Origin of the sequence: Streptomyces sp. NPDC021224, from assembly GCF_044332905.1 — a bacterium.
Classification (GTDB): domain Bacteria; phylum Actinomycetota; class Actinomycetes; order Streptomycetales; family Streptomycetaceae; genus Actinacidiphila.
Genome location: NZ_JBIRPW010000018.1, coordinates 55,802 through 79,757 on the forward strand (window position 1 = coordinate 55,802; position 23,956 = coordinate 79,757).

Consider the following 23,956-nt stretch of genomic DNA (forward strand, 5'->3'; position numbering starts at 1 on the left):
TGCGTGATCGACTCCGAAACATTCGGAGAGACGTTCCGCCCGCGCACCGCCGTTCCGCCTGCCCGAAGGACCCCCATGAGGAGAATGACCCGCGCCGTCGTGACCGGCGCGGTCGCCGCGGTCACGGCCGGCGTGCTGGCCGTCGCCCTGCCGCACCTGGTGTCCGGGTCGGGCGACGACGCCGGGGGGTCACCGGCGGCCACCGCGGCCGGGCCGCCGCTGCGGGTCCTGGCGCAGCAGGCGGGCATCCGCGTCGGTACGGCCGTCGACGCCGACGCGCTGGCGGGCGAGCCGGGCTACGCGGCCAGGGTCGGCAGCGAGTTCTCCTCGGTCACGCCGGAGAACGTGATGAAGTGGGAGGCCGTCGAGCCGTCCCGGGGCAGCTACGACTACACGCGCGCCGACGCGCTGGTGGCGTACGCCGAGGCGCACGGGCAGCTGGTCCGCGGGCACGCGCTGGTCTGGTACCAGCAGCTCCCCTCCTGGCTGAGCCACGGGGACTTCGGCGCCGACGAGCTGCGCCGGATCCTGCACGACCACATCACCGGCGAGGTCACCCACTTCAAGGGCCGGATCTGGCAGTGGGACGTCGTCAACGAGGCCTTCGCGGACGACGGCTCCTACCGCAGCGACATGTGGCTGCAAAAGCTCGGCCCCGGCTACATCGAGGACGCCTTCACCTGGGCCCACGAGGCGGACCCGAAGGCCGAGCTCTTCATCAACGACTACGGCATCGAGAGCGCGGGCCCCAAGAGCGACGCCCTCCACGACCTGGTCGCCAGGCTCCGGGCGAAGGGCGTCCCGGTGCAGGGCGTCGGCTTCCAGGGCCACCTCGACACCCGCTACCCGGCGCCGCAGGACCTCGCGGCGACCATGGGGCGCTTCGACGCGCTCGGCGTCCGGACCGCGATCACCGAGGCCGACGTGCGCATCCCGCTGCCCGCCGACAGCGGCGAGAGGGAGGCGCAGCAGCGGGCGTACCAGGTGCTGCTGGACGGCTGCCTGCGCACCGCGCACTGCACCGGCTTCACGGTGTGGGGCTTCACCGACAAGCACTCGTGGGTGCCCGACTCCTTCCGGGGCGAGGGCGACGCGACGATCCTCGACGACCACTACCGCCCGAAGAGCGCCTACACCGCCCTCGCGGCCGGCCTGCGGCAGGCCCGCCGCTGACCGCGCTCCCCGCCAGGACCGGGCCGGCGGCTCGGACCGGTCCTGGCGGGGTCCCGACCGGCCCGGCGCGAGCCGGTTCCCCCGGACGGCGCAGGGCGGCGACCGCCCGGTTGCGGGCCCTGCGGGCTCGGCCTTGACTCGTCGTGACATCCGGTGGCGGCGAGAGGAGAAGCGCGATGCTGTCGGCGCGCAGCCTTTTCACGGAGATCCTCGACAACGACGAGTCCTTCCGGCTCTTCTGCTCCATCGCGGCGAGCGGGGAGTCGCAGGGCGGCTGGGAGAACGGCCGGATCGCGGTCCTGGTGCCGCCCGCGCTCGCGGAGCTGGCCCCGAAGATCGCCCGGCACGGCGCCGACGAGGAGAAGCACGGCCGGATCTTCAACGGCCTGCTGCACGGCCGCCACCTGGAACCGGCGCCGGTGCCCGCCGACACCGACTACACGATGCTGCTGGAGCGGTCCGGCATCGGGCTCGCGCACTCCCGGCTGAAGGCCGACGAGGCGCTGAGCGAGCAGGACGTCATCACCTACCTGGCGCACAGCCGGGTGACCGAACAGCGCGCCTCGGAGCAGATGGCGCTGCTGGTCAAGCTGTTCGGCACGCACCCGGAGATCGGCCGCGCGGTGCGGCAGATCGCCCGTGACGAGGACAACCACCTCGCCTACTGCCACGAGGAGCTGCTGCGGCTGGCCGGGGAGGGCCACGGGCGGCTGATCCAGCGGACGCTGCGCGAGTGCGCGATGGCCGAGATCGCGATCTACCGGGACGTCAGTGTCGCGGTGATGACGCACATGGGCCAGATCCTGCGCTGGTCGGCGGCGAAGTCCGCGCTGCTGCGGGCGGGCATCCACGCGGTGTACAGCTACGAGCGGCTGGCCGGCTGGCGCCGGATGACGAGCCTGTCCATGCCGGAGCCGCGGCTGCGCAACGCGCTGGGCGGCGGGCCGGTCGCGGCCGAGGCGACCACCTGAGACCCGCCCGCCCCGCCCGCCCGTGGCGTCAGCGGGCGCCCGTCAGCTCGCGGACGGCGTCGGCGAGCGGCCCCGGCTGGTCCAGCGGCAGCAGGGTGCGGCTGTCGGGGACGACGACCAGCCGGGCCCGCGGGATCTCCGCGGCGAGCCGGCGGCCGTGCTCGGGCGGCATGACGCGGTCGCCCTCGGCCCACACCACCAGTGCGGGCCGGTCGAGGCCGGGCAGTGCGGCGGCGGCGCGCACCAGGGCCTGCCGGTCGGCGGCGATGCCGCGCAGCACCGCGATCGCGTCCCGCCGCACGTCGGCGTCGGCCAGCAGGGCGCGGACCCAGCGGGCGGTGGCGGCGTCGCCGCGCCGGGTGAGCTGCCCGAAGGCGACGGGCAGCCGGCGCATCGGCCGCAGCCGCATCTGCTGCATGAACAGCCCGAAGAGGGCGGGCGGCAGCTTGCCGGTGAGGACCACGGTGCGGCCGGTGAGGCCGGGCGGGAAGTTGTCGTAGGCGTCGCAGGAGGCGAGGACCACCGCGCCGACCCGTTCGGTCGCGGCCGCCGCGTCCGCGGATCCCGCGGCGGCCTCGGCGACGAGCAGCTGGATCAGCGCGCCCCCGGTGTCGTTGCCGACGAGGGTGACGTCGTGCAGGTCGAGGCGGTCCAGGAACTCGCCCACGAGCCGGGCCAGTCCGGTGGGCGACAGGTCCGCGCCGGCCCGTGCGGGGCGGGTGTGGGCGCCCATCGGCAGCGTCGGCACGAGCACCCGGTGGCCGGTGCGCAGCCGCTCGGTGACCTCGTCCCACAGTGTGCCGTCCATGAGCAGGCCGTGCAGCAGGACGACGGTGGGGCCCGTGCCGCCGGTGTCGCGGTAGTCGACCTGACCGGCGGTCAGTTCGACGGTGCGGGTGGTCGGGGAGGTCTCGGTGGTCATCGGCATCGGCTCCTCGCGGTGGTGCGCCGGCGCATGCTCCCAGCTACGTATACATCGTAAACTATACACCGTACACAATGCATCTGACACGCCGGTGGTTTCCAAACTGGTGCCGTCCCCGCTCTTGCCCTCACCTACGGCGCTCATTAGTTTGTTCGCTGAACTGACGAACAAACACTTTGTGCCCGTTCCGGCACGGACAGTTCATCTCTCGCGCACACTTCCCCCTTCCCTAGGTGGCGATGTGAGTTCTCCTCTGCTCCGAATGCGGGGAATCACCAAGGAGTTTCCCGGCGCCAAGGCGCTGGACGGTGTCGATCTGGAGGTACGGGCCGGTGAGGTGCACTGCCTGCTCGGCCAGAACGGCGCCGGCAAGTCGACCCTCATCAAGGTGCTGGCCGGCGCGCACCAGCCGGACGGCGGCGATCTGGCCTGGGACGGCGAGCCCGTCACGCTGCCCAGCCCGACCGCCGCCATGCGGCACGGCATCGCGACGATCTACCAGGAACTCGACCTGGTGGACGGCCTGTCGGTGGCCGACAACATCTTCCTGGGCCACGAGCGGGCCCGCTTCGGCGTCACCCGCCGCGGCGAGACCGCCGGTGCGGCCCGCGTCCTGCTGCGCTCCCTCGGCCACCCGGAGATCTCCCCCGGCACCGAGGTCGGCAGCCTGTCCCCCGCACAGCAGCAGATCGTCAGCATGGCGCGGGCGCTGTCCCACGACACCCGGCTGATCGTGATGGACGAACCGTCCGCGGTGCTCACCCAGGACGAGGTCGGCAACCTCTTCCGGGTCATCCGCGACCTGACCGCCAGGGGCGTCGCCGTCCTCTACATCTCGCACCGGATGGGCGAGATCCGCACCATCGGCCACCGGGTGACCGTCCTCAAGGACGGCCGCACGGTCGCCGCCGGGCTCCCCGCGGACACCCCGACCGCCCGGCTGGTGGCGCTGATGACCGGCCGGGAGGCGTCGTACGCCTTCCCCGACCGGCCCGCGGTCCCGGCCGGGCAGCGGTCCGAACTGCTGCGGGTCGAGCACCTGACGCTGCCGGGCAGCTTCGAGGACGTCAGCTTCACCGTGCACGCCGGCGAGATCGTCGGGCTGGTGGGGCTGGTCGGCTCGGGCCGCTCGGAGATCCTGCACGCGGTGTACGGCGCGTCCCGCCCGTCGTCCGGCACCGTCCGGGTGGACGGCGCGGTACTGCCGCCGGGCCGGGTCACCGCGGCGGTGCGGGCCGGGCTGGGGCTCGCACCCGAGGAACGCAAAGGCCAGGCGCTCTTCCTGCACGACAGCGTCGTCCGCAACGTCAGCATCTCCTCGCTCGGGCGCTTCGCGCGCTTCGGCTGGCTGGACCGGCGGCGGGAGCGGGCGGCCGCCGCCGAGCGCGTCGCCGCCCTCGACCTGCGCCCGGCCGACCCCTCGCGGGCGGTCGGCACGCTGTCCGGCGGCAACCAGCAGAAGGCGGTGCTGGCCCGCTGGCTGCTGCGCGGCTGCCGGGTGCTGCTGCTGGACGAGCCGACCCGCGGGGTGGACGTCGGCGCCCGCGCCGAGCTGTACGCGCTGGTCCGCGAACTGGCGGACTCCGGGGTCGCGGTGCTGTTCGTGTCCAGCGAGGTGCCCGAGGTGCTGGGGCTCGCCGACCGGGCGCTGGTGCTGCGCGAGGGCCGGATCGTCCACGAGGCTCCCGCCGCCTCGCTCAAGGAATCCCATGTACTCGACCTGGTGATGGAGGAGAGCCGCCCATGAGCGATCAGACCACTCCGAGACCCGTGCCGGACGCGTCCCCGCCGTCCGGGTCCGGCGCGGCGGTCACCGGCCCGTCGTCGCCGGTGAAGCCCGCGCGGGGAAAGCCCGCGGGGTCCGGGGGCGCGGCGCGGTGGGCGCGGCTGCTGCCGCTGAGCCAGATGCACAGCCTCGGCCTCGTGGTGGTGCTGCTGCTGCTCGGCGTGGTCGGCACCGCGACCTCGGGGACCTTCCTGACGAGCAACAACATCCTCAACATCCTCACCAGCGCGGCGGTCATCGGGGTCATCACGGTGGGCCAGACCTTCGTCATCATCGGCGGCGGCATCGACCTGTCGGTCGGCGCGATCGTGGCCGTGGCGTCGGTGTGGTGCACCACGGTGGCGACCCAGTCGCACGGGCTGGCCGGCATGCTCTTCACCGCGGTCGTCGTCGGCGCGGTGGTGGGGCTGCTCAACGGCTTCCTGATCGCGTACGGCAAGATCGTCGCCTTCATCACCACGCTGGCGATGATGGCCTCGGCCCGCGGTGTCGCCGAGCGGATCTCCGACCGGCAGTCGCAGGTGGTGACGGTGGACTCGTTCAACCGGATCGCCACAGACAAGTTCCTCGGCGTCCCGCTGCTGGTCTACCTGATGGCCGCGATCGTGGTGGCCGGCTGGCTGCTGCTGAACCGCACGACCTTCGGCCGCCGTACCTTCGCCGTCGGCGGCAACCCGGAGGCCGCCCGGCTCGCCGGGATCGCGGTACGCCGCCACACCATGCTGCTCTACCTGCTGTCCGGGGTGTGCTGCGGTGTCGCCGCGGTCATGCTCACCGCCCGCACCACCAGCGGCGCCAGCAACCTCGGCAACCTCTACGAGCTGGACTCCATCGCCGCGGTGATCATCGGCGGCACCCTGCTGGCCGGCGGGCGCGGCTCGCTGATCGGGTCGATCCTCGGCGTCCTGGTCTTCACCACGATCACCAACATCTTCGTGCTGAACAACCTCACGACGGACACCCAGGAGATCGCCAAGGGGCTCATCATCATCGGCGCCGTGCTGCTCCAGCGCACCCGCGCCGGCCGCGCCGCCCCGGCGACCTGACCGCCCGTCGCCCCCTCCCGCCACCTCCGCCCACCCTCCGACCTTCCCGACGAAGGGACCACCCGCATGAAAGAGACCGGATCCGCCGCGATGGGCCGCAGAAGCATGCTGCTCGGCGCGGGCGCGCTGAGCAGCGGTCTGCTGCTGTCGGCGTGCACCAGCAACGCGAGCAACGACGACGCCAAGGCCAATGTGAAGGCGACGGACGCGGCCTCGTCCGGCACTCCGGGCAAGCACGTCACGATCGGCTTCTCCGCACCCGCTGCCGACCACGGGTGGATGGCCGCGATCACCAAGAACGCCAAGGCGCAGGCCGGGCAGTACACGGACGTCAGCTTCCAGGCGGCCGAGGGCACCAACGACGTCAACGCGCAGATCAGCGCCGTCCAGACGCTCATCGACAAGAAGGTCGACGTCCTGGTCGTCCTGCCGTTCGACGGCAAGGCGCTCACCGCGATCGGCGGCCAGGCGATGGACGCGGGGATCCCGGTGGTCAACCTGGACCGGGTCTTCGACAACTCGCTCTCCTACCGCACCTGGATCGGCGGCGACAACTACGGCATGGGCGTCAACGCGGGCCAGTACATCGCGAAGACGCTCAAGGCCAAGGGCGTGAGCAAGCCGGTGATCGCCGAGATCGCCGGCATCGACAACCTGGACCTCACCAAGCAGCGCAGCCAGGGCTTCAAGGACGCGCTCGCCAAGTCGGGCTTCTCAGTGGGCATCCGGCAGGCCGCGCAGTTCACCGCGGACAGCGGCCAGCAGGTGATGAGCAACGTGCTGCAGGCCCGCTCGAAGATCGACGCGGTCTGGAACCACGACGACGACCAGGGCATCGGCGTCGAGGCGGCCATCAAGCAGGCCGGGCGCAGCGAGTTCTTCATGGTCGGCGGCGCCGGGTCGAAGCACGCGATGCAGCAGATCAAGGCGGACAGCGGGGTGCTGAAGGCCACCGTGGTCTACCCGTCGAGCATGTCGGCCTCGGCGGTGACGCTCGCCCGGCTGATCGGGCAGAGCAAGGGCATCGGCGACCTGGTGGAGCAGGAGGTGCCGACCTTCATCACGCTCTTCTCGGCGACGGTGACCAAGGACAACGTCGACCAGTACCTGCCGACGTCCTTCACCTGACCGGCGCACCCGCACGAAGGTGCCCCGGGCCGTCGCGGCCCGGGGCACTTCGCCGTGCGGTGGGGGTCACACGGTGGCGAGGTCGAACTCCTCCCACGGGCCGATCGCGTCACGGTTGGCGATCAGCGGTTTCGTCCCGGCGCTCTCCGCCGTGACGTACTTGCCGTTGACGCCCGCCTTGAGGCTGACGCTGCCGTCGGAGTTGTGCACGAGCTGGAAGGTCTCCCAGGAGCCGGCCGTCGCGCGGTTGGCGACGAGCGACTGCGCCCCGGCGTTCTCCGCCGTCACGTAGCTGTTGTTGGCGTGGGCGCGCAGCGCGATGTTGCCGTTGCCGAGGTCGATCTCGTCGAAGGTCTCCCACGGGCCGACGCTGTCGCGGTTGGCGATCAGCGGTGAGGCCCCGGCGTCGTCGGCGGTCACGTACTTGCCGTTGGCGTGCGCCTTGAGGCTGATGCCGCCGGTGCCGCCGGGGGTTCCGGGGGTGCCGACCCCGGCGCCGGTGAAGACCATCCAGTTGACGTTCATCAGCGCGCCGGGTCCGGTCCTGCCCGAGGGGTTGCGGGCGACGTAGTAGACCTTGCCGCTGCCGGTGGGCACGTTGCTGAGGTTGGCGGTGACGTCGGTGTACGTCTGCCAGGCCCCGGTGCTGGGGACGGTCGCGGTGCCGAGCAGCGGTCCGTCGGCCGCGTTCCAGCGGACCTCGATACGGCCGCCGGAGTTCGCCGAGGCGGCCCGGAAGGTCACCGCGGTGGTGTTGTCCAGCGCGATGGGCGACTCGGTCCAGTAGTCGCCGTCCTCGATGAAGCCGATGTCCTGCCCGCCGCCCGCGCTGTCGGCGCCGTTCTCGACCGTGACACCCGGGGTGTCGGTGCCCTGGCCGTTGGCGGCGCGGCCGGTGTCGGTGAAGAACTCCGCCTGCTTGTGCTTGGGCTGCAAGGTGATCTGGGCGCGCCCGGTGAGCGGGGCCGCGCCGCCGGAGCCGCCCTTGTCGGTGTAGCTGGCCTCGATGACGTAGAAGACGTTGTCGCCGTCGCTGTGGCCGTTGGACAGCGTCGTGGACACCGTCGCGCTGCACCCGGTGTACTGGTCGAGCGGGTGGCCGTGGGTGTCGTGGCCCAGGATGGCCTGGATCTTGACCTGGTTGCAGTCGACCGTGCCGTCCTCGGGGTCGGTGACGGTGACCGAGAAGCTCACCTTGTCGCCCCACTCGAACAGTCCGCCGTTCGGCGGCGAGTGGATGGTGAGCGTGGGCGCGGTGTTGCCGGCCGTGATGTCGACGCTGGACGTCGCGGACTTCCCTGCGCTGTTGGTGACGGTCAGCACGGCGGTGTAGTTGCCGACCGCGCTGTAGGTGTGGCTGGGGTTGGCGGCGGTGGAGGTGGCGCCGTCACCGAAGTCCCACTTGTAGCCGAGGCTGCCGCCCGCCGGGTCGCTGGAGCCGCTGCTGGAGAAGGTCACCGCGAGCGGCGCCGGGCCGCTGGTCCTGTTCGCGGCGGCCTTGGCGACCGGCAGCGCGCCGCCGTTGAGGTAGTCGATGCGGTAGATGCCCGCGTCGGCGTTGTTGCCGCCGTAGCCGGTGCCCCACTCGACCATGTACAGGGCGCCGTCGGGGCCGAACTTCATGTCCATCGGCTTCTTGAACGCCACCGACGGCAGGAACGGCTGCATGTCGTCGATGCCACTGCTGTCGGACTTCACATGGAAGGTGTAGACCTTGCTGGTGTTCCACTCGGAGAAGATCGCCTGTCCGTCCATGGCCTGCGGCCACTTGCGGTCGGAGTTCAGGTTCGCGTCGTAGCGGTAGACCGGGCCGGCCATCGGGGCGCCGCCGCTGAGCAGCGGGAAGTTGTTCGGGTCGGCGCTGTAGTGGTACCAGACCGTCGCCGGGGTGGCCGGCGGCAGCTTCGTCAGGCCGGTGTTGTTCGGCGAGTCGTTGGTCGGGCCGCCCGCGCAGTCGAAGGGCTGCCCGGAGGTCTGGGTGGCGAAGTTGTAGTCGATGTACGGGGTGTTGTTGCCGATGCAGTACGGCCAGCCCGCGTTGACCGGCCTGCTCAGCAGATCCCACTCGACGGTGTTCTGCGGCCCGCGCGCGGAGTTGGCCGCGCCCGCGTCCGGGCCGTAGTTGCCGACCACGGCGTTGCCCGTCTTCGGGTCCAGGGCGAGCCGGAAGGGGTTGCGGTAGCCCATCGCGTAGATCTCGGGCCGCGTCTTGGCGGTGCCGGGCGGGAAGAGGTTGCCGGACGGGATGGTGTACGTGCCGTTGGCCTCGGGGTGGATGCGCAGCACCTTGCCGGACAGGCTGTTGGTGTTGCCCGCGGTGCGCTGGGCGTCCCAGGCCGCGCGGCCGGACTGCTCGTCGATCGGGGCGTAGCCGTCGGAGGCGAAGGGGTTGGTGTTGTCGCCGACCGAGAGCCACAGGTTGCCGTTCTTGTGGTCCATGGCCATGCCGGCGCCGTGGTGGCAGCACTCGGCGCGCTGCACCGGCAGCTCCAGCAGCACCTTCTCGCTGGTGAGGTCCATCGTCGAGCCGTTGACGGTGAAACGGCTGAGCCGGTCCACGCTCGCCGCGGTGGGCGAGTAGTAGAGGTAGATCCAGTGGTTGGTGGCGAAGGCCGGGTCCAGCGCCATCGCCAGCAGGCCGCTCTCGTTCGCCGTGAAGACGTCGAGGTGCCCGGCGGTCACCGTGGTGCCGTTGGTGTTGATGATCCGGACGTCGCCGAGCATGTCGATGAAGAAGACCCGGCCGTCACTGGCGATGTCCAGTTGCAGCGGGTTTCCGCCCGAGTTGTTCAGCAGCACCTTCTGGAAGCTGCTGTCCGGGACGCCGGCGACGGCCGGCTTCGCGGCGGCCGCGTGCGGGGCCGAGGCGTTCGCCGGGGCGGTGGTGAGCACCGCGAGGGCGGGCAGCGCGAGCAGCGCCACCAGCAGGGCGAGCCAGCCGCGCAGGCGGCGTCGCAGCCCGGGGCGCGGGTGTGGTCGTACGGGCAACACGTGGGTCTCCTCGCTGAGGGGGATGGTCATGTGCGGACGCGCTCGGGGCGCCTGCGATCATGGGCATGACACTCTGCACGGCTGCGGATGGCGGTGCGGCCGTGCCGGAGCGGTGCCCGCGGTCCCGCACTGCGGGGCGTACGCGGGCGTGCGGCGTACACCCCTGCGGGGCGTACGCGGTACGGGGTCGTGCGGTACGGCGGGGGTGCGGTACGCGGGGGTGCGGCCTCAGCGGGTGGTGAGGTCGAACTCCTCCCAGGGGCCGATGGCCGTCCGGTTGGCGATCAGCGGCGCCGCCCCGGCGTTCTCCGCCGTCACGTACTTGCCGTTGACCGCGGCCTTGAGGCTGATGCTGCCGTCGCCGTTGTGGATCAGCTGGAAGGTCTCCCACTGCGCCACCGCGCCGCGGTTGGCGATCAGCGACTGCGCCCCGGCGTTCTCCGCCGTCACGTACTGGCTGTCGGTGTGGGCGCGCAGCGCGACGTTGCCGTTGCCGAGGTCGATCTCGTCGAAGGTCTCGTGCGTGCCGACGGCGGCGCTGCTCGCGATGAGCGGCGAGGTGGCGCTCGGCGCCGTCACGTACTTGCCGTTGGCGTGCGCCTTGAGGCTGACGCCGTGTTCGACGGGCGGCGGGGTGGAGTCGACCGAGCAGTCGGCGGGCACCACACCGGCGGCGGTCCGGATGCCGCCGAGCAGCAGGTGCAGGAACTGGGGCTCGCCGTAGCTCTCGGCGGTGTGGCCCATGCCGGTGTACCAGGCGCGCCCGCCGTCGTAGTCGTGGCACCAGGTGGTGGGGTGGTCGTCGCCCATCGTCGAGCCGGTGTAGCTGCTGTCGTCGACCGACGCCAGGACGTGCACCTGGGAGCGGGGGTCGGTCTGGAAGTCGTACCACTCGTCGGTGTGGGTGTAGGTGTCCGGCAGCCCCTGCGTGGAGGGGTGGACGTGGTCCTCGACCTCGACGGTGGCGGCCTGGATGGCGGGGTGCTGCTTGAAGTACGCGCCGACCAGGTTCCCGTACCAGGCCCAGGAATAGCCGCTGTCGGAGGCGGCGTGGATGCCGACGTAGCCGCCGCCGTTCTCGATGTAGCGCTGGAAGGCGTCCTTCTCGGCCTGCGTGGTGACCGGGTCGCCGGTCGCGGACAGGAAGACGACGGCGGCGTACTGCGCGAGGTTGGCGTCGGTGAAGACCGAGTCGTCCTCGGTGGCGTCGACCGTGAAGTTGTTCTGCTGGCCGAGCTGCTGGATGGCGGCGACACCGGCCGGGATGGAGTCGTGGCGGAAGCCGGTGGTCTTGGAGAAGACCAGGATCTTGAACGGTGCCGCCGCCGCGGAGTGCGCGGCGGGCGCCTTCGCGGGCGCGGCGCCCGCCGAGGGGGCGACGGCGGTCAGGACGGCCGCCGCGGTCAGACTCAGGGCGGCGGCCAGGGCGAGGCGGGTGCGTGTGCGGGGGGTGCGCATGGCGGCTCCTCGTGGAACGCACGTGCTGCGGGATGGGGGGATGTACCGCGGGGGACGACGGACCGCGCCGGGGCGCGGCGGAGCACGTCTGCTCGCACCGGGCAGCAACGGGTCCGTCTCGCGGTAGGGCGGCATCACCTCGAGGAAACTGCGCCGTCAAGGGATGCTTTCAGCCTGCTCGCGGCCCGCTGATCAGCGCAAACCACAAGCAGGGTGATGGATTGGTTCGTTGGGTCAAAAAACTAATTGCCCGGCAGCGGAGCGTCAAGGGTTGTCACAGACATGCCCGTCGGCCTCCTGTCCCCCGGGGGCCGCTCCTGCTCCCGCCGCCACCGCCGGGCGGCCTGACGGCCCGTCCGGCGCCTTCGCACGGCCGGCGAGGTCACCGGACGGGCAGCAGCACACGGCGCGCCCCGTCGGCGGCCGACGGGCCGTCAGGCGTCCGGACTGGTCAGGTCGATGTACGCGGAAGGGTCACGCAGGATCGCCTGCACCCCCGCGACCGCCGCGCCGCGCACCGCCGCCTCGGTGCCGAGCCCGGAGACCTGGAGCCGGTCCGAGCGCCAGCGGCCCGAGGTGACCCGCTCGTGCAGCTGGACCTGGAGGCTGGGCACCAGCCAGGGCGCGAGCGTGGCGTAGATCCCGCCGATGACCACCTCCGGCGGGTCCAGCAGATTCACCGCGCCCGACAGCGCGACGCCGAGCGCCCGTCCGGCCACCGCCAGCGCCCCCGCCGCGGCCTCGTCGCCGTCCGCGGCCAGCGCCGCCAGCCGGTCCACCGGGGCGTGCGCCTCCGCCGGGGCGTCCTGCACGGCCTGCCGTCGCCCGCCGCCGGTACGGCTCCCGGCGGCGGGCGCGGCGGGAGCCGAACCGAGCCGGGTCGCGCTCGCGGTGTCCAGCTCCGCGGCCTCCAGCAGCGCGTCCTGGCCCGCGTACCGCTCCAGGCAGCCGCGCGCGCCGCAGCCGCACTCGGGCCCGTCCGGGATGACCGTGACATGGCCGATCTCGCCCGCGAAGCCGCCGCCGCGGAAGAGCGTGCCGTCGACCATCAGCCCGGCGCCGATGCCGATCTCGCCGGACACGTAGAGGAAGCTCGCCCTGGCGCCCGGCGGGCGCACCTGGAACTCCCCGATCGCGGCGAGGTTGGCCTCGTTGTCGACCGCGACCGACAGCCGCTGCCGGCCGAGACCCCGGCCCAGCAGCTCGGCGGCGGGCACGTGCCGCCAGTCCAGGTTGGGCGCGTGCAGCACCTTGTCGTCGTGGACCAGGCCCGGCACCCCCAGCGTGACCAGTACCGGCGTCAGTCCGGCGCGGCGCGCGGCGGTGATGGCCCGCCCGGCGAGCCGGCCCGCGGCGTGCAGGGTCTCCTCGGCGTCCCGCCCGCGGTTGTCGGCGCGTTCGGTGAGCCGCACCCGGGGCGCGCCGGTGAGGTCGGCGACGCACACCGCGATGTAGTCGACGTTGACCTCGACCCCGACGCCCGCGGCGCCCTGCGGGTTGAGCGCGAGCGCGCCCCCCGGACGCCCGACCCGGCCCTGGTTCTCCGGCACGTGCTCGACGACCAGCCCCGCCAGCCGCAGCTCCTCCACCAGGGAGGACACGGTCGCCTTGGTCAGCCCCACCCGGGCGGCGACAGTGGCCCGCGAGGCGCTTTCAGTGGCCGCGACCTGACGGAGCACCAGCGCCAGGTTGTGCCGGCGCATGCTCTGCTTGCTCGCCGGCTGCCCGCCGCCGTTCATCACACTGCGACCTTTCTCCGCGGGCGCGGACCTCGACCGGTCCGGCCCCGGAAACCTCTTAGGCCCATTAATTGATTCAATAAACTAATAGAGGCTTCATGGCAGGTCAACGACCCACAGGACACTCACAGGAAGCGACGGACGTCTCCCGGGAGCCTACGGCGGCGGGGTACGGCGGCCTGCCGCAGCCCGCCCGCGATGATCGTTGCGGATGCCGGGAACGCACCTTACGCGGCGACTTCCGCGGCCCGCATCCCGGCCCCCGGCAGTTGCCGTGCACCCGCCCCCAGAGTCGCCCGACCAGCCCTGGCGCGTGGTGCGTTCAACGGATTCTTGACCGCCTCTTGCCGCAGGGGGAAGGGGTGATTAGTTTATTTGCTGAACTGACGAACCGCTACGCCGGTGTCGAGGACGCGGGCGGCACGGCCGGACCGCGGGTCCCGGCGGCCCGCCCGTCCCACCCCGCTCCCCCGGCGCGTCCCGGCTGCGTACGGCGCCGCGCCCGTTCCCCGCGCGACACCCCCGCACCCGTCCGTACCAGCCCGCACCGTCCCCGCACCGGCTCCGTACGCGCACGTCCCGCGGCCACCGCCGACCCGCTCGCGCACCGCCGCGGCCCGCTCCCCCGCAACTCCAGGCAACGCTCGGCCCCGCCCGTCCTGCGCGGCACGCCCGCGGCAGGCCAGAACCGGAGGTGAAGGCATGGGATCCGCCACCGCACACGGCGCCCGGCTGGGGGTGTGGATCGTCGGCGCGCGCGGCTCGGTCGCCACCACCGCGCTCGTCGGCGCCGCCGCCCTCGCCGCCGGGCTCGTGCCGCCCACCGGCTGCGTCACCGAACTGCCCGGCTTCCGCGCCGCGGGCCTCACCCCCTACTCCGGCCTGGTGTTCGGCGGCTGCGACGTCACCGGGGTGCCGCTGGCCAAGCGCGCGGAACAGCTCGTCGCCGCCGGGGTGCTGCCTGCCGACCTGCCCGCCGCGGTCGGACCCGCGCTCGCCGCCGCCGAACGGGAGATCCGGCCCGGCGTCGCCGCCGCGGCAGGACGGCAGGCCCCGCAGGCCACCGCGCTCGCCCGGCAGCTCACCGACTTCCGTGAACGGCACGGGCTCGAACACGTCGTCGTGGTCAACCTCTCCTCGACCGCCCCGCAGCCCGACCCGCACCCCGCGCACGCCGACCTCGCCGCCCTGCGCACCGCGCTGGCCGGGCCCGAGCCCGTCCTGCCGCCGCACGCGCTGTACGCGTACGCGGCCCTCGGCGCGGGCTGCGGCTACATCGACTTCACGCCGTCGGGCGCGATGCGGCTGCCCGCGCTCGACCAGCTCGCCGCGGCGGCCGGTGTCCCTTACACCGGCAACGACGGCAAGACCGGTGAGACGCTGGTCCGCAGCGCCCTCGCCCCGATGTTCGCGCACCGCGCGCTGCGGGTACGCGCCTGGTCCGGCACGAATCTGCTCGGCGGCGGCGACGGGGCGACGCTCGCGGACCCCGCGGCCGCGGCGAGCAAGAACGCCTCCAAGGCGCGCAGCCTCGCCGAACTCCTCCCCGACCCCGTCGAGGGCGAGGTCCACATCGACGAGGTGCCCGCGCTCGGCGACTGGAAGACCGCGTGGGACCACATCGCCTTCGACGGCTTCCTCGGCGTGCGGATGACGATGCAGTTCACCTGGCAGGGCTGTGACTCGGCACTCGCCGCGCCGCTGGTCCTGGACCTCGTACGGCTCCTGGACCTCGCGATGACCCGCGGCGCGGTGGGCGTCCAGCCGCAGTTCGCCTTCTTCTTCAAGGACCCGCTCTCCGCGGACGAGCACCGCCTCGTCCCCCAGTTCGAACGGCTCCTCGCCTGGGCGACTCACGCGCCCTCACCGCGGTGAGCTGCCCGTCGTGCGCTCCCGGCCGCCACGCGCGGTGGGCTCCGCGACCTCCTCACCGTGGTGGCTTGCCACGCCCCATGCCGCCCACACCGGCCGTCCCGCGCCCCCCGGCCGGTGGAGGGTTGCGCGCGCAGTTCCCCGCGCCCCCGCGCCACCGTCGGCGCACTCGCGAGCTTGCGGTGGCCGGTGGTTGCTCGGTCCGTTCTTCCCCGGAGACCTCGCCTGGGGGTGCGCGTTTTTCGGGGGCGCGGGGAACTGCGCGACAAGCCACGACGGCGGGAAGGACGCGCGACTCGGCGCACGAGGCAGGACCAGGCGAAAGGGGCGCGGGGAACTGCGCGCGCAACCGCCCAACGGCGCGAGGTCGCGCAACGCACCGCACCACGCAGGACGAGGCGAACCCGGCGGAGGGACGACGCATGAGCAGGCTCAGGGCGTACGCGGAGCTCGTGCGGGCGCCGGCGGCGCTGACCGTGCCGGGGGACGTGGTGGTGGGCGGGGCCGCGGCGGGGTGGCCGTACGGGGCGCGCAGCGCCGGTCTCGGCGCCGCGTCCGTGCTGCTCTACTGGGCCGGCATGGCCCTGAACGACTTCGCGGACCGCGAGATCGACGCCGTGGAGCGGCCCGAACGCCCCGTCCCGGCGGGCCGGGTGACCCCGGCGGAGGCGCTGGCCACCGCCGCGGCACTGACCGCGGCGGGCCTCGCGGCGGCGCGGGCGTCCGGCGGACGCCCCGCGCTGCGCTCCGCGGCGGCGCTCGCCGCGGTGGTGTGGGCGTACGACCTCGCCCTCAAGGAGACCGTGCTGGCCGCTCCCGCGATGGCCGCGGCCCGCGGCCTGGACGTGCTGCTCGCGGCGGGCCCGGCGGGCCGCAGGGCGGCGGCGCCCGCGGCCGCGGCGGTTGCCGCGCACACCGGCGTCGTGATGGCGCTGAGCCGCCGCGAGGCGCAGGGCTCCTCCCCCGCCCTGCCGGAGGCCACGCTCGCCGCGACGGCGGCGCTGGCGGCGGGCGTGGCCGCCGCCCCGGGCCCGCCGCCGCGCGGCCGCGCGGCGGCGGCCGCCCTGGTCGCGGTGTACGTCCGCACGTTCGGCGGCGCGCAGTTCGACGCCGTCCGCAAGCCCGACGCCCGCCGTCTGCAACGGGCGGTCGGCGCGGGCGTCCTCGGCGCGGTCCCGCTGCAGGCGGCGCTGGCCGCCCGCGCGGGCGCGACCCGGGCCGCGCCGCCGCTGCTCGCGGCGTTCACGCTGGCCCGCCGGCTCTCCCGGAAGGTCTCCCCGACATGACCGCACCCGCGAACCTGCGTTTCGGTTACGGCACCAACGGCTTCGCCAACCACCGTCTGGACGAGGCGCTGGAGGTGATCGCGGGGCTCGGCTACGAGGGTGTCGCCCTGACGCTGGACCACGCGCACCTGGACCCCTACGCCCCGGATCTGCCCGCCCGGCTGGCGGCCGTGCGCCGCCGGTTGGACGCGCTGGGGCTGGCGGTGGTGGTGGAGACCGGCGCCCGCTACCTGCTGGACCCCTGGCACAAGCACGCGCCCACGCTGCTGCACGAGGACGGCCGCGAGGTGCGGGTGGACTTCCTGGAGCGGGCGATCCGGATCGGCGCCGGGCTGGGCGCCGAGGCCGTGTCGTTCTGGAGCGGCGTACTGCCGCCGGGCACCGCGCCGGAGCGCGGCTGGGAGCTGCTGGCGGAGGGCTGCGGGCGGCTCGCGGCGACGGCTGCCCGCGAGGGCGTGCTCCTGGGTTTCGAGCCGGAGCCGGGCATGCTCGTGGAGGATCTGGCGGGCTACCGGCGGCTGCGCGACGCGCTGGGCGCCCCGGCGTCCTTCCGGCTGACCCTGGACATCGGCCACTGCCGCTGCCTGGAGCCGCTGCCGGTCGCCGAGTGTGTGCGCGCGGCGGCCGCGGATCTGGTGAACGTCCAGATCGACGACATGCGGCGGGGCGTGCACGAGCACCTCGAATTCGGTACCGGCGAGATCGACTTCACCTCCGTGCTCGCGGCGCTGGAGTCCTCGGGCTACCGGGGCCTGGTCGCGGTCGAGTTGCCGCGGCACAGCCACAGCGCGCCGCAGACGGCCCGTCGTTCGCTGGAGTTCCTGCGCGCGCACGCGCGCCCCGCTCCGGTCGCGCCCGCGCGGGCGGTGGACGCCGAACTGACCGCGCGGGGGCGGGAATGGCTGGCCGCCGCGCTGGCCAGGGCAGCCGCCGACCCGGCCGCGCTGCTCGCGGACTTCCCCGCCGTGGGGCGGACGTGCGGGCGCGGGGCGCTGGGCGCGCCGGGCTGGGCGGGCTGGACGCTGGACGAGGCGGTCCGCGCGGTGCTGCTGGCGGACGCGCCCGCCGACGTGGTGCGTGACCTCTACGCGCGCGGCGACCGGGCCGAACGGCGGGCGGTGCTGCGGGCGTTGCCGTTCCTGGAGCGGGCGGACGGCGTCGCGGCTCCGCTGCTGGAGGACGCGCTGCGGACGAACGACACCGCGCTGGTGGCCGCCGCGCTGGGCCCGGCCGCGGCGGTGCTGGACGACGCGGCGTGGCGGCAGGGCGTGCTCAAGTGCGTCTTCCTGGGCGTGCCGCTCGCCGCGGTGGCCGCCCTCGACGACCGCGCGGACGCCGAACTCGCCCGGATGCTACTGGACTTCGCGCACGAGCGGGTCGCGGCCGGGCGGGACGTGCCCGCCGACGTGCTGCCGCTGCTGCGCCGCCACCCGGCGCTGCTGGCCGCCTCCCCGATCCACGCGGAGGCCGACTCGCCGGAGCCGCGCAGAGCCGAGGCGGCCCGCCGGGTGCTGGCCGCCCTGAGCTGAGCCGCCGCTCCGCCCCCCACCGGCAGTCCCGACCGAGGAGCACCCCCATGCGCATCTTCGACCCGCACATCCACATGACCTCCCGCACCACCGGCGACTACCGGGCGATGTACGCGGCAGGCGTACGGGCCGTGGTGGAACCGGCGTTCTGGCTGGGCCAGCCGCGCACCTCGCCCGGCAGCTTCACCGACTACTTCGACGGCCTGCTGGGCTGGGAGCCCTACCGCGCGGCGCAGTTCGGGATCCGGCACCACTGTGCGATCGGTCTCAACCCGAAGGAGGCCAACGATCCGCGCTGCGCGCCCGTGCTGGAGCTGCTGCCGCGCTACCTGGCCAAGGACGGGGTGGTCGCGGTCGGCGAGACCGGCTTCGACTCGGTGACCGCCGCCGAGGAGAAGGCCTTCACCGCGCAGCTGGCGCTCGCGGTGGAGCACGGCCTCCCGGCGCTGGTGCACACCCCGCACCGCGACAAGGCCGCGGGCACCGCCCGCTCGCTGGACGTGATCCGGGAGTCGGGCATCGCGGTGGAGCGAGTCGTGGTGGACCACCTCAACGAACTGACGGTCCGCCAGGTACTGGACTCCGGCTGCTGGGCGGGCTTCTCGATCTACCCCGACACCAAGATGGAGCCGGACCGGATGGTCGCGATCCTGCGCGAGTACGGCACCGCGCGGATCCTGGTCAACTCGGCGGCGGACTGGGGTCATTCGGACCCCCTGCGTACCAGGGCGACGGGCGAGGCGATGCTCGCCGCGGGCTTCTCCGCGGACGACGTCGACACCGTGCTGTGGCGCAACCCGGTGGCCTTCTACGGCGCGAGCGGCCGCCTCGACGTCACCGGCGCGGCGGGCGAGCCCGGCGCTCTGTTCGAGGGCAATTCCGTCCAGCGCGGCTCCCGTTGAACCAGGAGGTCCCCGATGCGACTGCTGCACCCGGACGGCACCACCGTCCATCTCGGCTACTGCACCAACGTCCATCCGGCGGAGGACCTGGCCGGCATCCTCGGCCAGCTCGACCGCTTCGCGGTGCCGGTCCGCGAGCAGTTGGGCGCCGACTGGCTCGGCCTCGGGCTGTGGCTGGCCCACGACGTGGCGCGCGGACTCGCCGCCGACCGGGCCGCGTCCGCCCGGCTGCGGGCGGAACTGACCGCGCGGGGGCTGGAGGTGGTGACCCTCAACGGCTTCCCGTACCGCGGTTTCCACGATCCCGTGGTCAAGGGCGCGGTCTACCACCCGGACTGGACGACCGCCGACCGGCTGGCGTACACGCTCGACCTCGCCGACGTGCTGTCGGTGCTGCTGCCGGACGACGTGCCGCACGGCAGCGTCTCGACGCTGCCGCTGGCCTGGCGCGATCCGTGGGACGGCGGCCGCCGGGCGGCGGCCGGGGAGCGGGTGCGCGCGCTGGAGGCGGGGCTCGCCGAGCGGGCGGTGCGCGACGGGCGCCCGGTGCGGGTCGGCTTCGAGCCCGAACCGGGCTGCGCGGTCGAGACGGTCGCCCAGGTGGAGGCCGAACTCGCCGGTTTCGGGGGCGGTCTGCTCGGCCTGTGCCTGGACGTGTGCCATCTCGCGGTGGCGTTCGAGGATCCGGCCGACGTCCTCGCCCGGCTGTCGGCGGCGGGCCTGCCGGTCGTCAAGGTGCAGGCGTCGTGCGCCCTCCAGGCCGACGACCCGGCCGATCCCGCCGTCCGGGAGGCGCTGGCCGGCTTCTGCGAGCCGCGCTTCCTGCACCAGACGCGTGAGCGCGCCTCGTCCGGCGCGGTCCGGGCCGCCGACGACCTCGGCGAGGCGCTCGCCGGGCCGGGGGCGCTGCCGGGGACGGCGCCCTGGCGGGTGCACTTCCACGTACCCCTGCACGCGCCGCCGCAGCCGCCGCTGGCCGGGACCTCGGACGTGCTGGAGCGCACCCTCGCGCTGCTGCTGGGCGGCGAGGCGGCGCTCGCGGACCACATCGAGGTCGAGACGTACACCTGGTCGGTGCTGCCCGCGGCGCAGCGCCCGGACGGCGACGCGGCGCTGGCCGCCGGGATCGCCGCCGAAGTGGCGTGGGCGGCGGGCACGTTGACGGCCCTGGGACTGAAGGGGGCGGGGGCGTGACGGGGCGGCGGGGCCGGACGGTCGTGCTGGACGTCGTCGGCCTGACCCCGCGGCTGCTGCCGCACATGCCGGCGCTGCGGGCGGTCGCCGACCAGGGCTTTCGCGCCGGGCTGGACACCGTCTTCCCCGCCCTGACCTGCCCGGTGCAGTCCAGCATGCTCACCGGGCTGATGCCGGACGGGCACGGCGTCGTCGGCAACGGCTGGTTCTTCCGCGACGCCGGGGAGATCTTCCACTGGCGGCAGTCCAACAGCCTGGTCCTGGGCGACAAGCTGTGGGCCGCGGGCCGCCGCGCCGACCCCGGCTACACCGTCGGCAACATCTGCTGGTGGTACGCGATGGGCATGGACGTCGCCAGCACCGTCACCCCGCGGCCGGTCTACCACTACGACGGGCGCAAGTCCGAGGACTGCTACGCGCATCCGCAGGCGCTGCACGACGAACTGACGCAGAAGCTGGGCCGCTTCCCGCTGTTCAGCTACTGGGGTCCGGGCGCGGGCATCGCCTCCACCCGCTGGATCGTCGCGGCCGCCGGGCACGTACTCGACACCCGCGCGCCCGACACGCTGCTGGTCTACATCCCGCACCTGGACTACGAGGTGCAGCGGTACGGCCCGGACGGGCCCGGGGCAGCCGCGGCCGCCCGCGCGGTGGACGCCGAACTCGCCCCGCTGCTGGCCCGGTTGCGGGCCGAGGGCAGCACGGTGGTGGCGCTCAGCGAGTACGGGATCACCGCGGCCCGCCGCCCGGTCGACGTCAACCGGGCGCTGCGCCGCGCGGGGCTGCTGGACGTTTATGTCCAGCAGGGCATGGAGTACCTGGACCCGTGGACCTCGCGGGCCTTCGCCGTCGCCGACCACCAGGTGGCGCACCTCTACGTCCACGACCCGGCCGACCTGCCGCGGGTGCGGGCCGTCGTCGGCGAACTGCCGGGCGTGGACGAGGTGCTGGACCGCGCGGGGCAGGAGCGGCTGCGCGTCGGCCACGAGCGGGCGGGCGACCTCGTCGCCGTGGCCGAGCCGGACGCATGGTTCACGTACTACTACTGGCTCGACGACGACCTGGCCCCGGACTTCGCCACCGGCGTGGAGATCTTCCGCAAGCCGGGCTACGACCCCGCCGAGCTGTTCCTCGACCCCACCGACCCGACGGTGAAGGTGCGGGCGGCGATGTCGGTCGCCAAGCTCAAGCTGGGCATCCGCACCTCGCTCCAGGTCGTCGGCCTGGACCCGACGTGTGTGCGCGGCAGCCACGGCCGGCTGCCCGACGACCCGCGCGACGGCCCACTGCTGCTGTGCTCCGACCCGGCGTACGGCAAGGACCGCTTCCACGCGACGGAGGTGAAGGACCTGCTGCTGCGCCTGGCCGGGCTGGGCGGCTGACGCCCGGCCCGGACGGGGGCGTCAGCCCTCGCCGAGGAGTTCCTCCGCGGTGTGCAGCACCGTGCCGAGCGCGGCCATCAGCCGGTCGCGCTCGGCCGCGGTGAGGCCCGCGGTCACCTGCCGCTCCAGCTCACGCCGTTCGGACTCGACCGGTCCGCGCAGCGCCCGCCCGGCGTCGGTCAGCCACAGCCGCACCAGCCGGGCGTCCCGCTCGTCGCGGCGCCGCTCCAGCAGCCCGGAGGCCGTCATGCGGTCGGCCATCTTCACCACCGTGGGCGTCGTGACGTGCAGCCTGGCCGCGACCTCACCCGGGGTGCGGCCGTCCTGCTCCCACAGCGCGGCGAGCAGGTGGTGCTGCCCGTAGTGCAGGCCGTGCCGCCGCATGCCCTCCTCGGCGAGCGCGCGCAGCGCCTTGGTGGTCCTGCTGTGCAGGTCGAGGAACTCGGGCATGAGCGATCGGCCTTCCGCCCGGCACGGCGGCGCGGACCGCCCCGGGAATCGATTGACGGCTAATGATTAACCGGCTAACGTTCCCCTCGAACCGATCATTAGACGGCAAACGATTCGGGGGGACTTCATGATACTGGTCACCGGTGCGACCGGGAACATCGGCCGCGAGCTGGTCAGCCAACTGGACGCGGCCGGCGCCGCGGTACGGATCCTGGTACGCGATCCGGTGCGGGCCGCCACGCTGCCCGCCGGCGCCGAGCGCTTCACCGGCGACCTGCTCTCGCCGGACTCGCTGGCCGGCGCGGCCGCCGGCGCCGACCGGATGTTCCTGCTCACCCCAGGCATCACCACGCAGGCCGCCGACCTCGCGGTCACCGCCGCGAAGGCCGCGGGCGTACGGCACATCGTCTTCCTGTCCTCGACGAACGTGCTCGGCGACCCGATGCCGAAGATGGGCCGGTGGCACCACGCCCGCGAGGAGATCGTCCGCGCGTCCGGCGTCCCGGCGACGATCCTGCGGCCCGGCGGCTTCATGACCAACGCGCTGGACTGGCTACCCACCATCCGCGCGGCGAACTACGTCCTCGACCCCGTGGGCCCCGGCCGCATGGCACCGATCGACCCCGCCGACATCGCCGCCGTCGCCGTCCACGCGCTGACCACCGGCGGGCACGAGGGCCGGACGTACGAGATCACCGGGGCGGAGCTGTTCACCGTCGCCGAGCAGGCCGCGGTCATCTCCGCCGCCATCGGCAGGACGGTCACCGCGCGCCCCGTCACCACCGCCGAGGAGGCGGTCGCCGCCCGCTTCCCGAACGGCGCGCCCCCCGCCCTCGCCGAGGCGATCGTCGAGGGCTTCCACCTCATGCGCGACGACGTCGAGGGCTACCGCACCGACACCGTCGAGAAGCTGCTGGGCCGCCCGCCCGCCACCTTCGCCGACTGGTGCGCGCGGCACGCCGACGTCTTCCGGGCGGCGGCGGACGCCTGACCGTTCCCCTCCGGGCGGCGGAGGGGGCCGTCCGGGCGGGAACGCCGCGCGAGCCCGGCTCAGGCGGCCAGTGACGCCGCGTCACCCATCACCACGACCGGGTGAAGCGCGGGGTCGAGCGTCGCGAGCAGCTGCTTCATGTGCGCCTCGGAGACGCTCACGCAGCCGTGCGTCGGGCCGCCGTGGTCGACGTGGAACCAGATGCCGCCGCCCCTGGAGGCGCCCATCGGCCGGGTCCAGTCCAGCGGGGACGTACCGGGCTTGCGGTTGTAGTCGATCGCCACGACGTAGTCGAAGGACCCGGCGAGCGGCTCGCCCTCGAAACCGCGCCCGCCGACATGGAAGCCGCCGGAGTGGTGGTAGGGCAGCTTGCTGCCCGGGTCGGCGCGCAGGCCGCCCGCGTCGGAGAGGGTGAAGACCCCGATCGGCGACCGCAGGTCGCCCCCGTGGTGGTCGGCGGTCCAGCCGTCCTTGGCGTTGTGCGCGGGCCAGGCGGCGCCCGGCTGCCAGCCGCTCGCGGTCCACCCGTAGACCACGACCGTGGCCTGCGCGGAATCGATTCCGCGACCGGTGACCACGACCAGCTGACGGCTCGCGCGGGGTATCCGCGCGAGCGTCTCGGGCCCGAGCCCGGCCGGCGTCCGCAGCGCGGGCGTCGTCGCGGCGGGCGGCGCGGGCACGGTCCGTACGGCACCCGGCGGGGTGCCGCCGGAGGTCGCCGCGTGGTCCTGCGCGCCGGACCCGACGGCGGTGCCGCAGCCGGCGAGCGCGGTGAGCACGACCGCGCCCAGGCCGGACAGCAGGACGCGCGGGGAGGGGGATGCCATGGAGGTGAAGTCCTTCGGTGCGGAAGTGTGTGCGAACGGCGGGTTGTTGCGGGCGCCTACCCGCTGCGGGCCGCCGCACGCGGCGGCGCCGTCACGGCACGCGGACGACCCGCCACGGGCGGCCACCCGCCGCCCCCGGTCACCACCGCCGTACGTGAATCACTGGCCATACCTGTAGCAACCATCGGGCCCCGTCCCCGGGTTGCCCCGCCCCACCCGCGATTCCACGAAGCCCGCCCTGTGCGGGAAGTTGCGACAGCCACCCGCATCGAGGGACCCCGCCCCCACGCGGACCCCTGCGCGGCC

At 73.9% G+C, this 23,956-nt stretch carries 18 protein-coding genes; 12 read left to right on the forward strand and 6 right to left on the reverse strand.

Features of this window, described 5'->3' with window-relative positions:
* Positions 1 to 75 precede the first annotated feature (75 nt).
* Together ACH4PY_RS31375 and ACH4PY_RS31380 are read left to right on the forward strand one after the other, a co-directional pair.
* A complete protein-coding gene (locus ACH4PY_RS31375) occupies positions 76 to 1,173 on the forward strand; it encodes an endo-1,4-beta-xylanase (protein ID WP_398190679.1) in 1,098 nt (365 codons plus the stop codon).
* Positions 1,174 to 1,349: 176 nt separating this feature from the next.
* Complete coding sequence (locus ACH4PY_RS31380; protein ID WP_398190682.1) at positions 1,350 to 2,144, forward strand: ferritin-like domain-containing protein; 795 nt, start codon at positions 1,350 to 1,352, stop codon at positions 2,142 to 2,144.
* 28 nt (positions 2,145 to 2,172) lie between these two features.
* On the opposite strand, the gene ACH4PY_RS31385 is transcribed toward ACH4PY_RS31380, so the two are convergent.
* Positions 2,173 to 3,066: an alpha/beta fold hydrolase gene (locus ACH4PY_RS31385; RefSeq protein ID WP_398190685.1), complete on the reverse strand. Its 894-nt coding sequence runs from the start codon at positions 3,064 to 3,066 to the stop codon at positions 2,173 to 2,175.
* Between the two features lie 265 nt (positions 3,067 to 3,331).
* Between ACH4PY_RS31385 and ACH4PY_RS31390 the strand changes: the two genes are divergently transcribed.
* The 3 genes from ACH4PY_RS31390 (at position 3,332) to ACH4PY_RS31400 (ending at position 7,029) form a co-directional block, all read left to right on the forward strand.
* A complete protein-coding gene (locus ACH4PY_RS31390) occupies positions 3,332 to 4,816 on the forward strand; it encodes a sugar ABC transporter ATP-binding protein (protein ID WP_398190689.1) in 1,485 nt (494 codons plus the stop codon).
* Positions 4,813 to 5,901 carry an ABC transporter permease gene (locus ACH4PY_RS31395; protein WP_398190692.1) on the forward strand — a complete coding sequence of 363 codons (1,089 nt, stop codon included), beginning with the start codon at positions 4,813 to 4,815 and terminating at the stop codon, positions 5,899 to 5,901. Before ACH4PY_RS31390 ends, ACH4PY_RS31395 begins: the two co-directional genes overlap by 4 nt.
* A 66-nt stretch (positions 5,902 to 5,967) precedes the next feature.
* A complete protein-coding gene (locus ACH4PY_RS31400) occupies positions 5,968 to 7,029 on the forward strand; it encodes a substrate-binding domain-containing protein (RefSeq protein WP_398190695.1) in 1,062 nt (353 codons plus the stop codon).
* 66 nt (positions 7,030 to 7,095) lie between these two features.
* Here ACH4PY_RS31400 and ACH4PY_RS31405 read toward each other — a convergent pair whose 3' ends face one another.
* The 3 genes from ACH4PY_RS31405 to ACH4PY_RS31415 form a co-directional block, all read right to left on the reverse strand.
* Positions 7,096 to 10,017, reverse strand: a complete 2,922-nt coding sequence (locus tag ACH4PY_RS31405; RefSeq protein ID WP_398190698.1) for a PQQ-dependent sugar dehydrogenase — start codon at positions 10,015 to 10,017, stop codon at positions 7,096 to 7,098.
* A gap of 231 nt (positions 10,018 to 10,248) precedes the next feature.
* Complete coding sequence (locus tag ACH4PY_RS31410) at positions 10,249 to 11,478, reverse strand: ThuA domain-containing protein (RefSeq protein ID WP_398190701.1); 1,230 nt, start codon at positions 11,476 to 11,478, stop codon at positions 10,249 to 10,251.
* 434 nt (positions 11,479 to 11,912) lie between these two features.
* Positions 11,913 to 13,217, reverse strand: a complete 1,305-nt coding sequence (locus ACH4PY_RS31415; RefSeq protein ID WP_398190704.1) for an ROK family protein — start codon at positions 13,215 to 13,217, stop codon at positions 11,913 to 11,915.
* Positions 13,218 to 13,919: 702 nt separating this feature from the next.
* Between ACH4PY_RS31415 and ACH4PY_RS31420 the strand changes: the two genes are divergently transcribed.
* From ACH4PY_RS31420 to ACH4PY_RS31445, 6 genes are all read left to right on the forward strand, one after another.
* Positions 13,920 to 15,092: an inositol-3-phosphate synthase gene (locus ACH4PY_RS31420; protein ID WP_398190707.1), complete on the forward strand. Its 1,173-nt coding sequence runs from the start codon at positions 13,920 to 13,922 to the stop codon at positions 15,090 to 15,092.
* Positions 15,093 to 15,511: 419 nt separating this feature from the next.
* Positions 15,512 to 16,375 (forward strand): SCO3242 family prenyltransferase, encoded by an 864-nt coding sequence (locus ACH4PY_RS31425; RefSeq protein WP_398190710.1) that lies wholly within the window; start codon positions 15,512 to 15,514, stop codon positions 16,373 to 16,375.
* Complete coding sequence (locus ACH4PY_RS31430) at positions 16,372 to 17,904, forward strand: EboA domain-containing protein (RefSeq protein ID WP_398190714.1); 1,533 nt, start codon at positions 16,372 to 16,374, stop codon at positions 17,902 to 17,904. Before ACH4PY_RS31425 ends, ACH4PY_RS31430 begins: the two co-directional genes overlap by 4 nt.
* Positions 17,905 to 17,951: 47 nt before the next feature.
* Positions 17,952 to 18,806, forward strand: a complete 855-nt coding sequence (locus ACH4PY_RS31435) for a TatD family hydrolase (RefSeq protein ID WP_398190717.1) — start codon at positions 17,952 to 17,954, stop codon at positions 18,804 to 18,806.
* 15 nt (positions 18,807 to 18,821) lie between these two features.
* Positions 18,822 to 20,000, forward strand: a complete 1,179-nt coding sequence (gene eboE, locus ACH4PY_RS31440; protein WP_398190720.1) for a metabolite traffic protein EboE — start codon at positions 18,822 to 18,824, stop codon at positions 19,998 to 20,000.
* Positions 19,997 to 21,382 (forward strand): alkaline phosphatase family protein, encoded by a 1,386-nt coding sequence (locus tag ACH4PY_RS31445; RefSeq protein WP_398190723.1) that lies wholly within the window; start codon positions 19,997 to 19,999, stop codon positions 21,380 to 21,382. The genes eboE and ACH4PY_RS31445 overlap by 4 nt, the downstream gene beginning before the upstream one ends.
* A 21-nt stretch (positions 21,383 to 21,403) precedes the next feature.
* Here the strand turns inward: ACH4PY_RS31445 and ACH4PY_RS31450 are convergent, their stop codons facing one another.
* Positions 21,404 to 21,832 carry a MarR family winged helix-turn-helix transcriptional regulator gene (locus ACH4PY_RS31450; RefSeq protein ID WP_398190726.1) on the reverse strand — a complete coding sequence of 143 codons (429 nt, stop codon included), beginning with the start codon at positions 21,830 to 21,832 and terminating at the stop codon, positions 21,404 to 21,406.
* A gap of 127 nt (positions 21,833 to 21,959) precedes the next feature.
* On the opposite strand from ACH4PY_RS31450, the gene ACH4PY_RS31455 reads away from it, so the two are divergent.
* Entirely contained in the window at positions 21,960 to 22,823 is an 864-nt protein-coding gene (locus ACH4PY_RS31455) for an NAD(P)H-binding protein (RefSeq protein ID WP_398190729.1), read from the forward strand.
* Positions 22,824 to 22,882: 59 nt separating this feature from the next.
* Here ACH4PY_RS31455 and ACH4PY_RS31460 read toward each other — a convergent pair whose 3' ends face one another.
* Positions 22,883 to 23,650 carry a L,D-transpeptidase family protein gene (locus ACH4PY_RS31460; protein ID WP_398190732.1) on the reverse strand — a complete coding sequence of 256 codons (768 nt, stop codon included), beginning with the start codon at positions 23,648 to 23,650 and terminating at the stop codon, positions 22,883 to 22,885.
* Positions 23,651 to 23,956 lie beyond the last annotated feature (306 nt).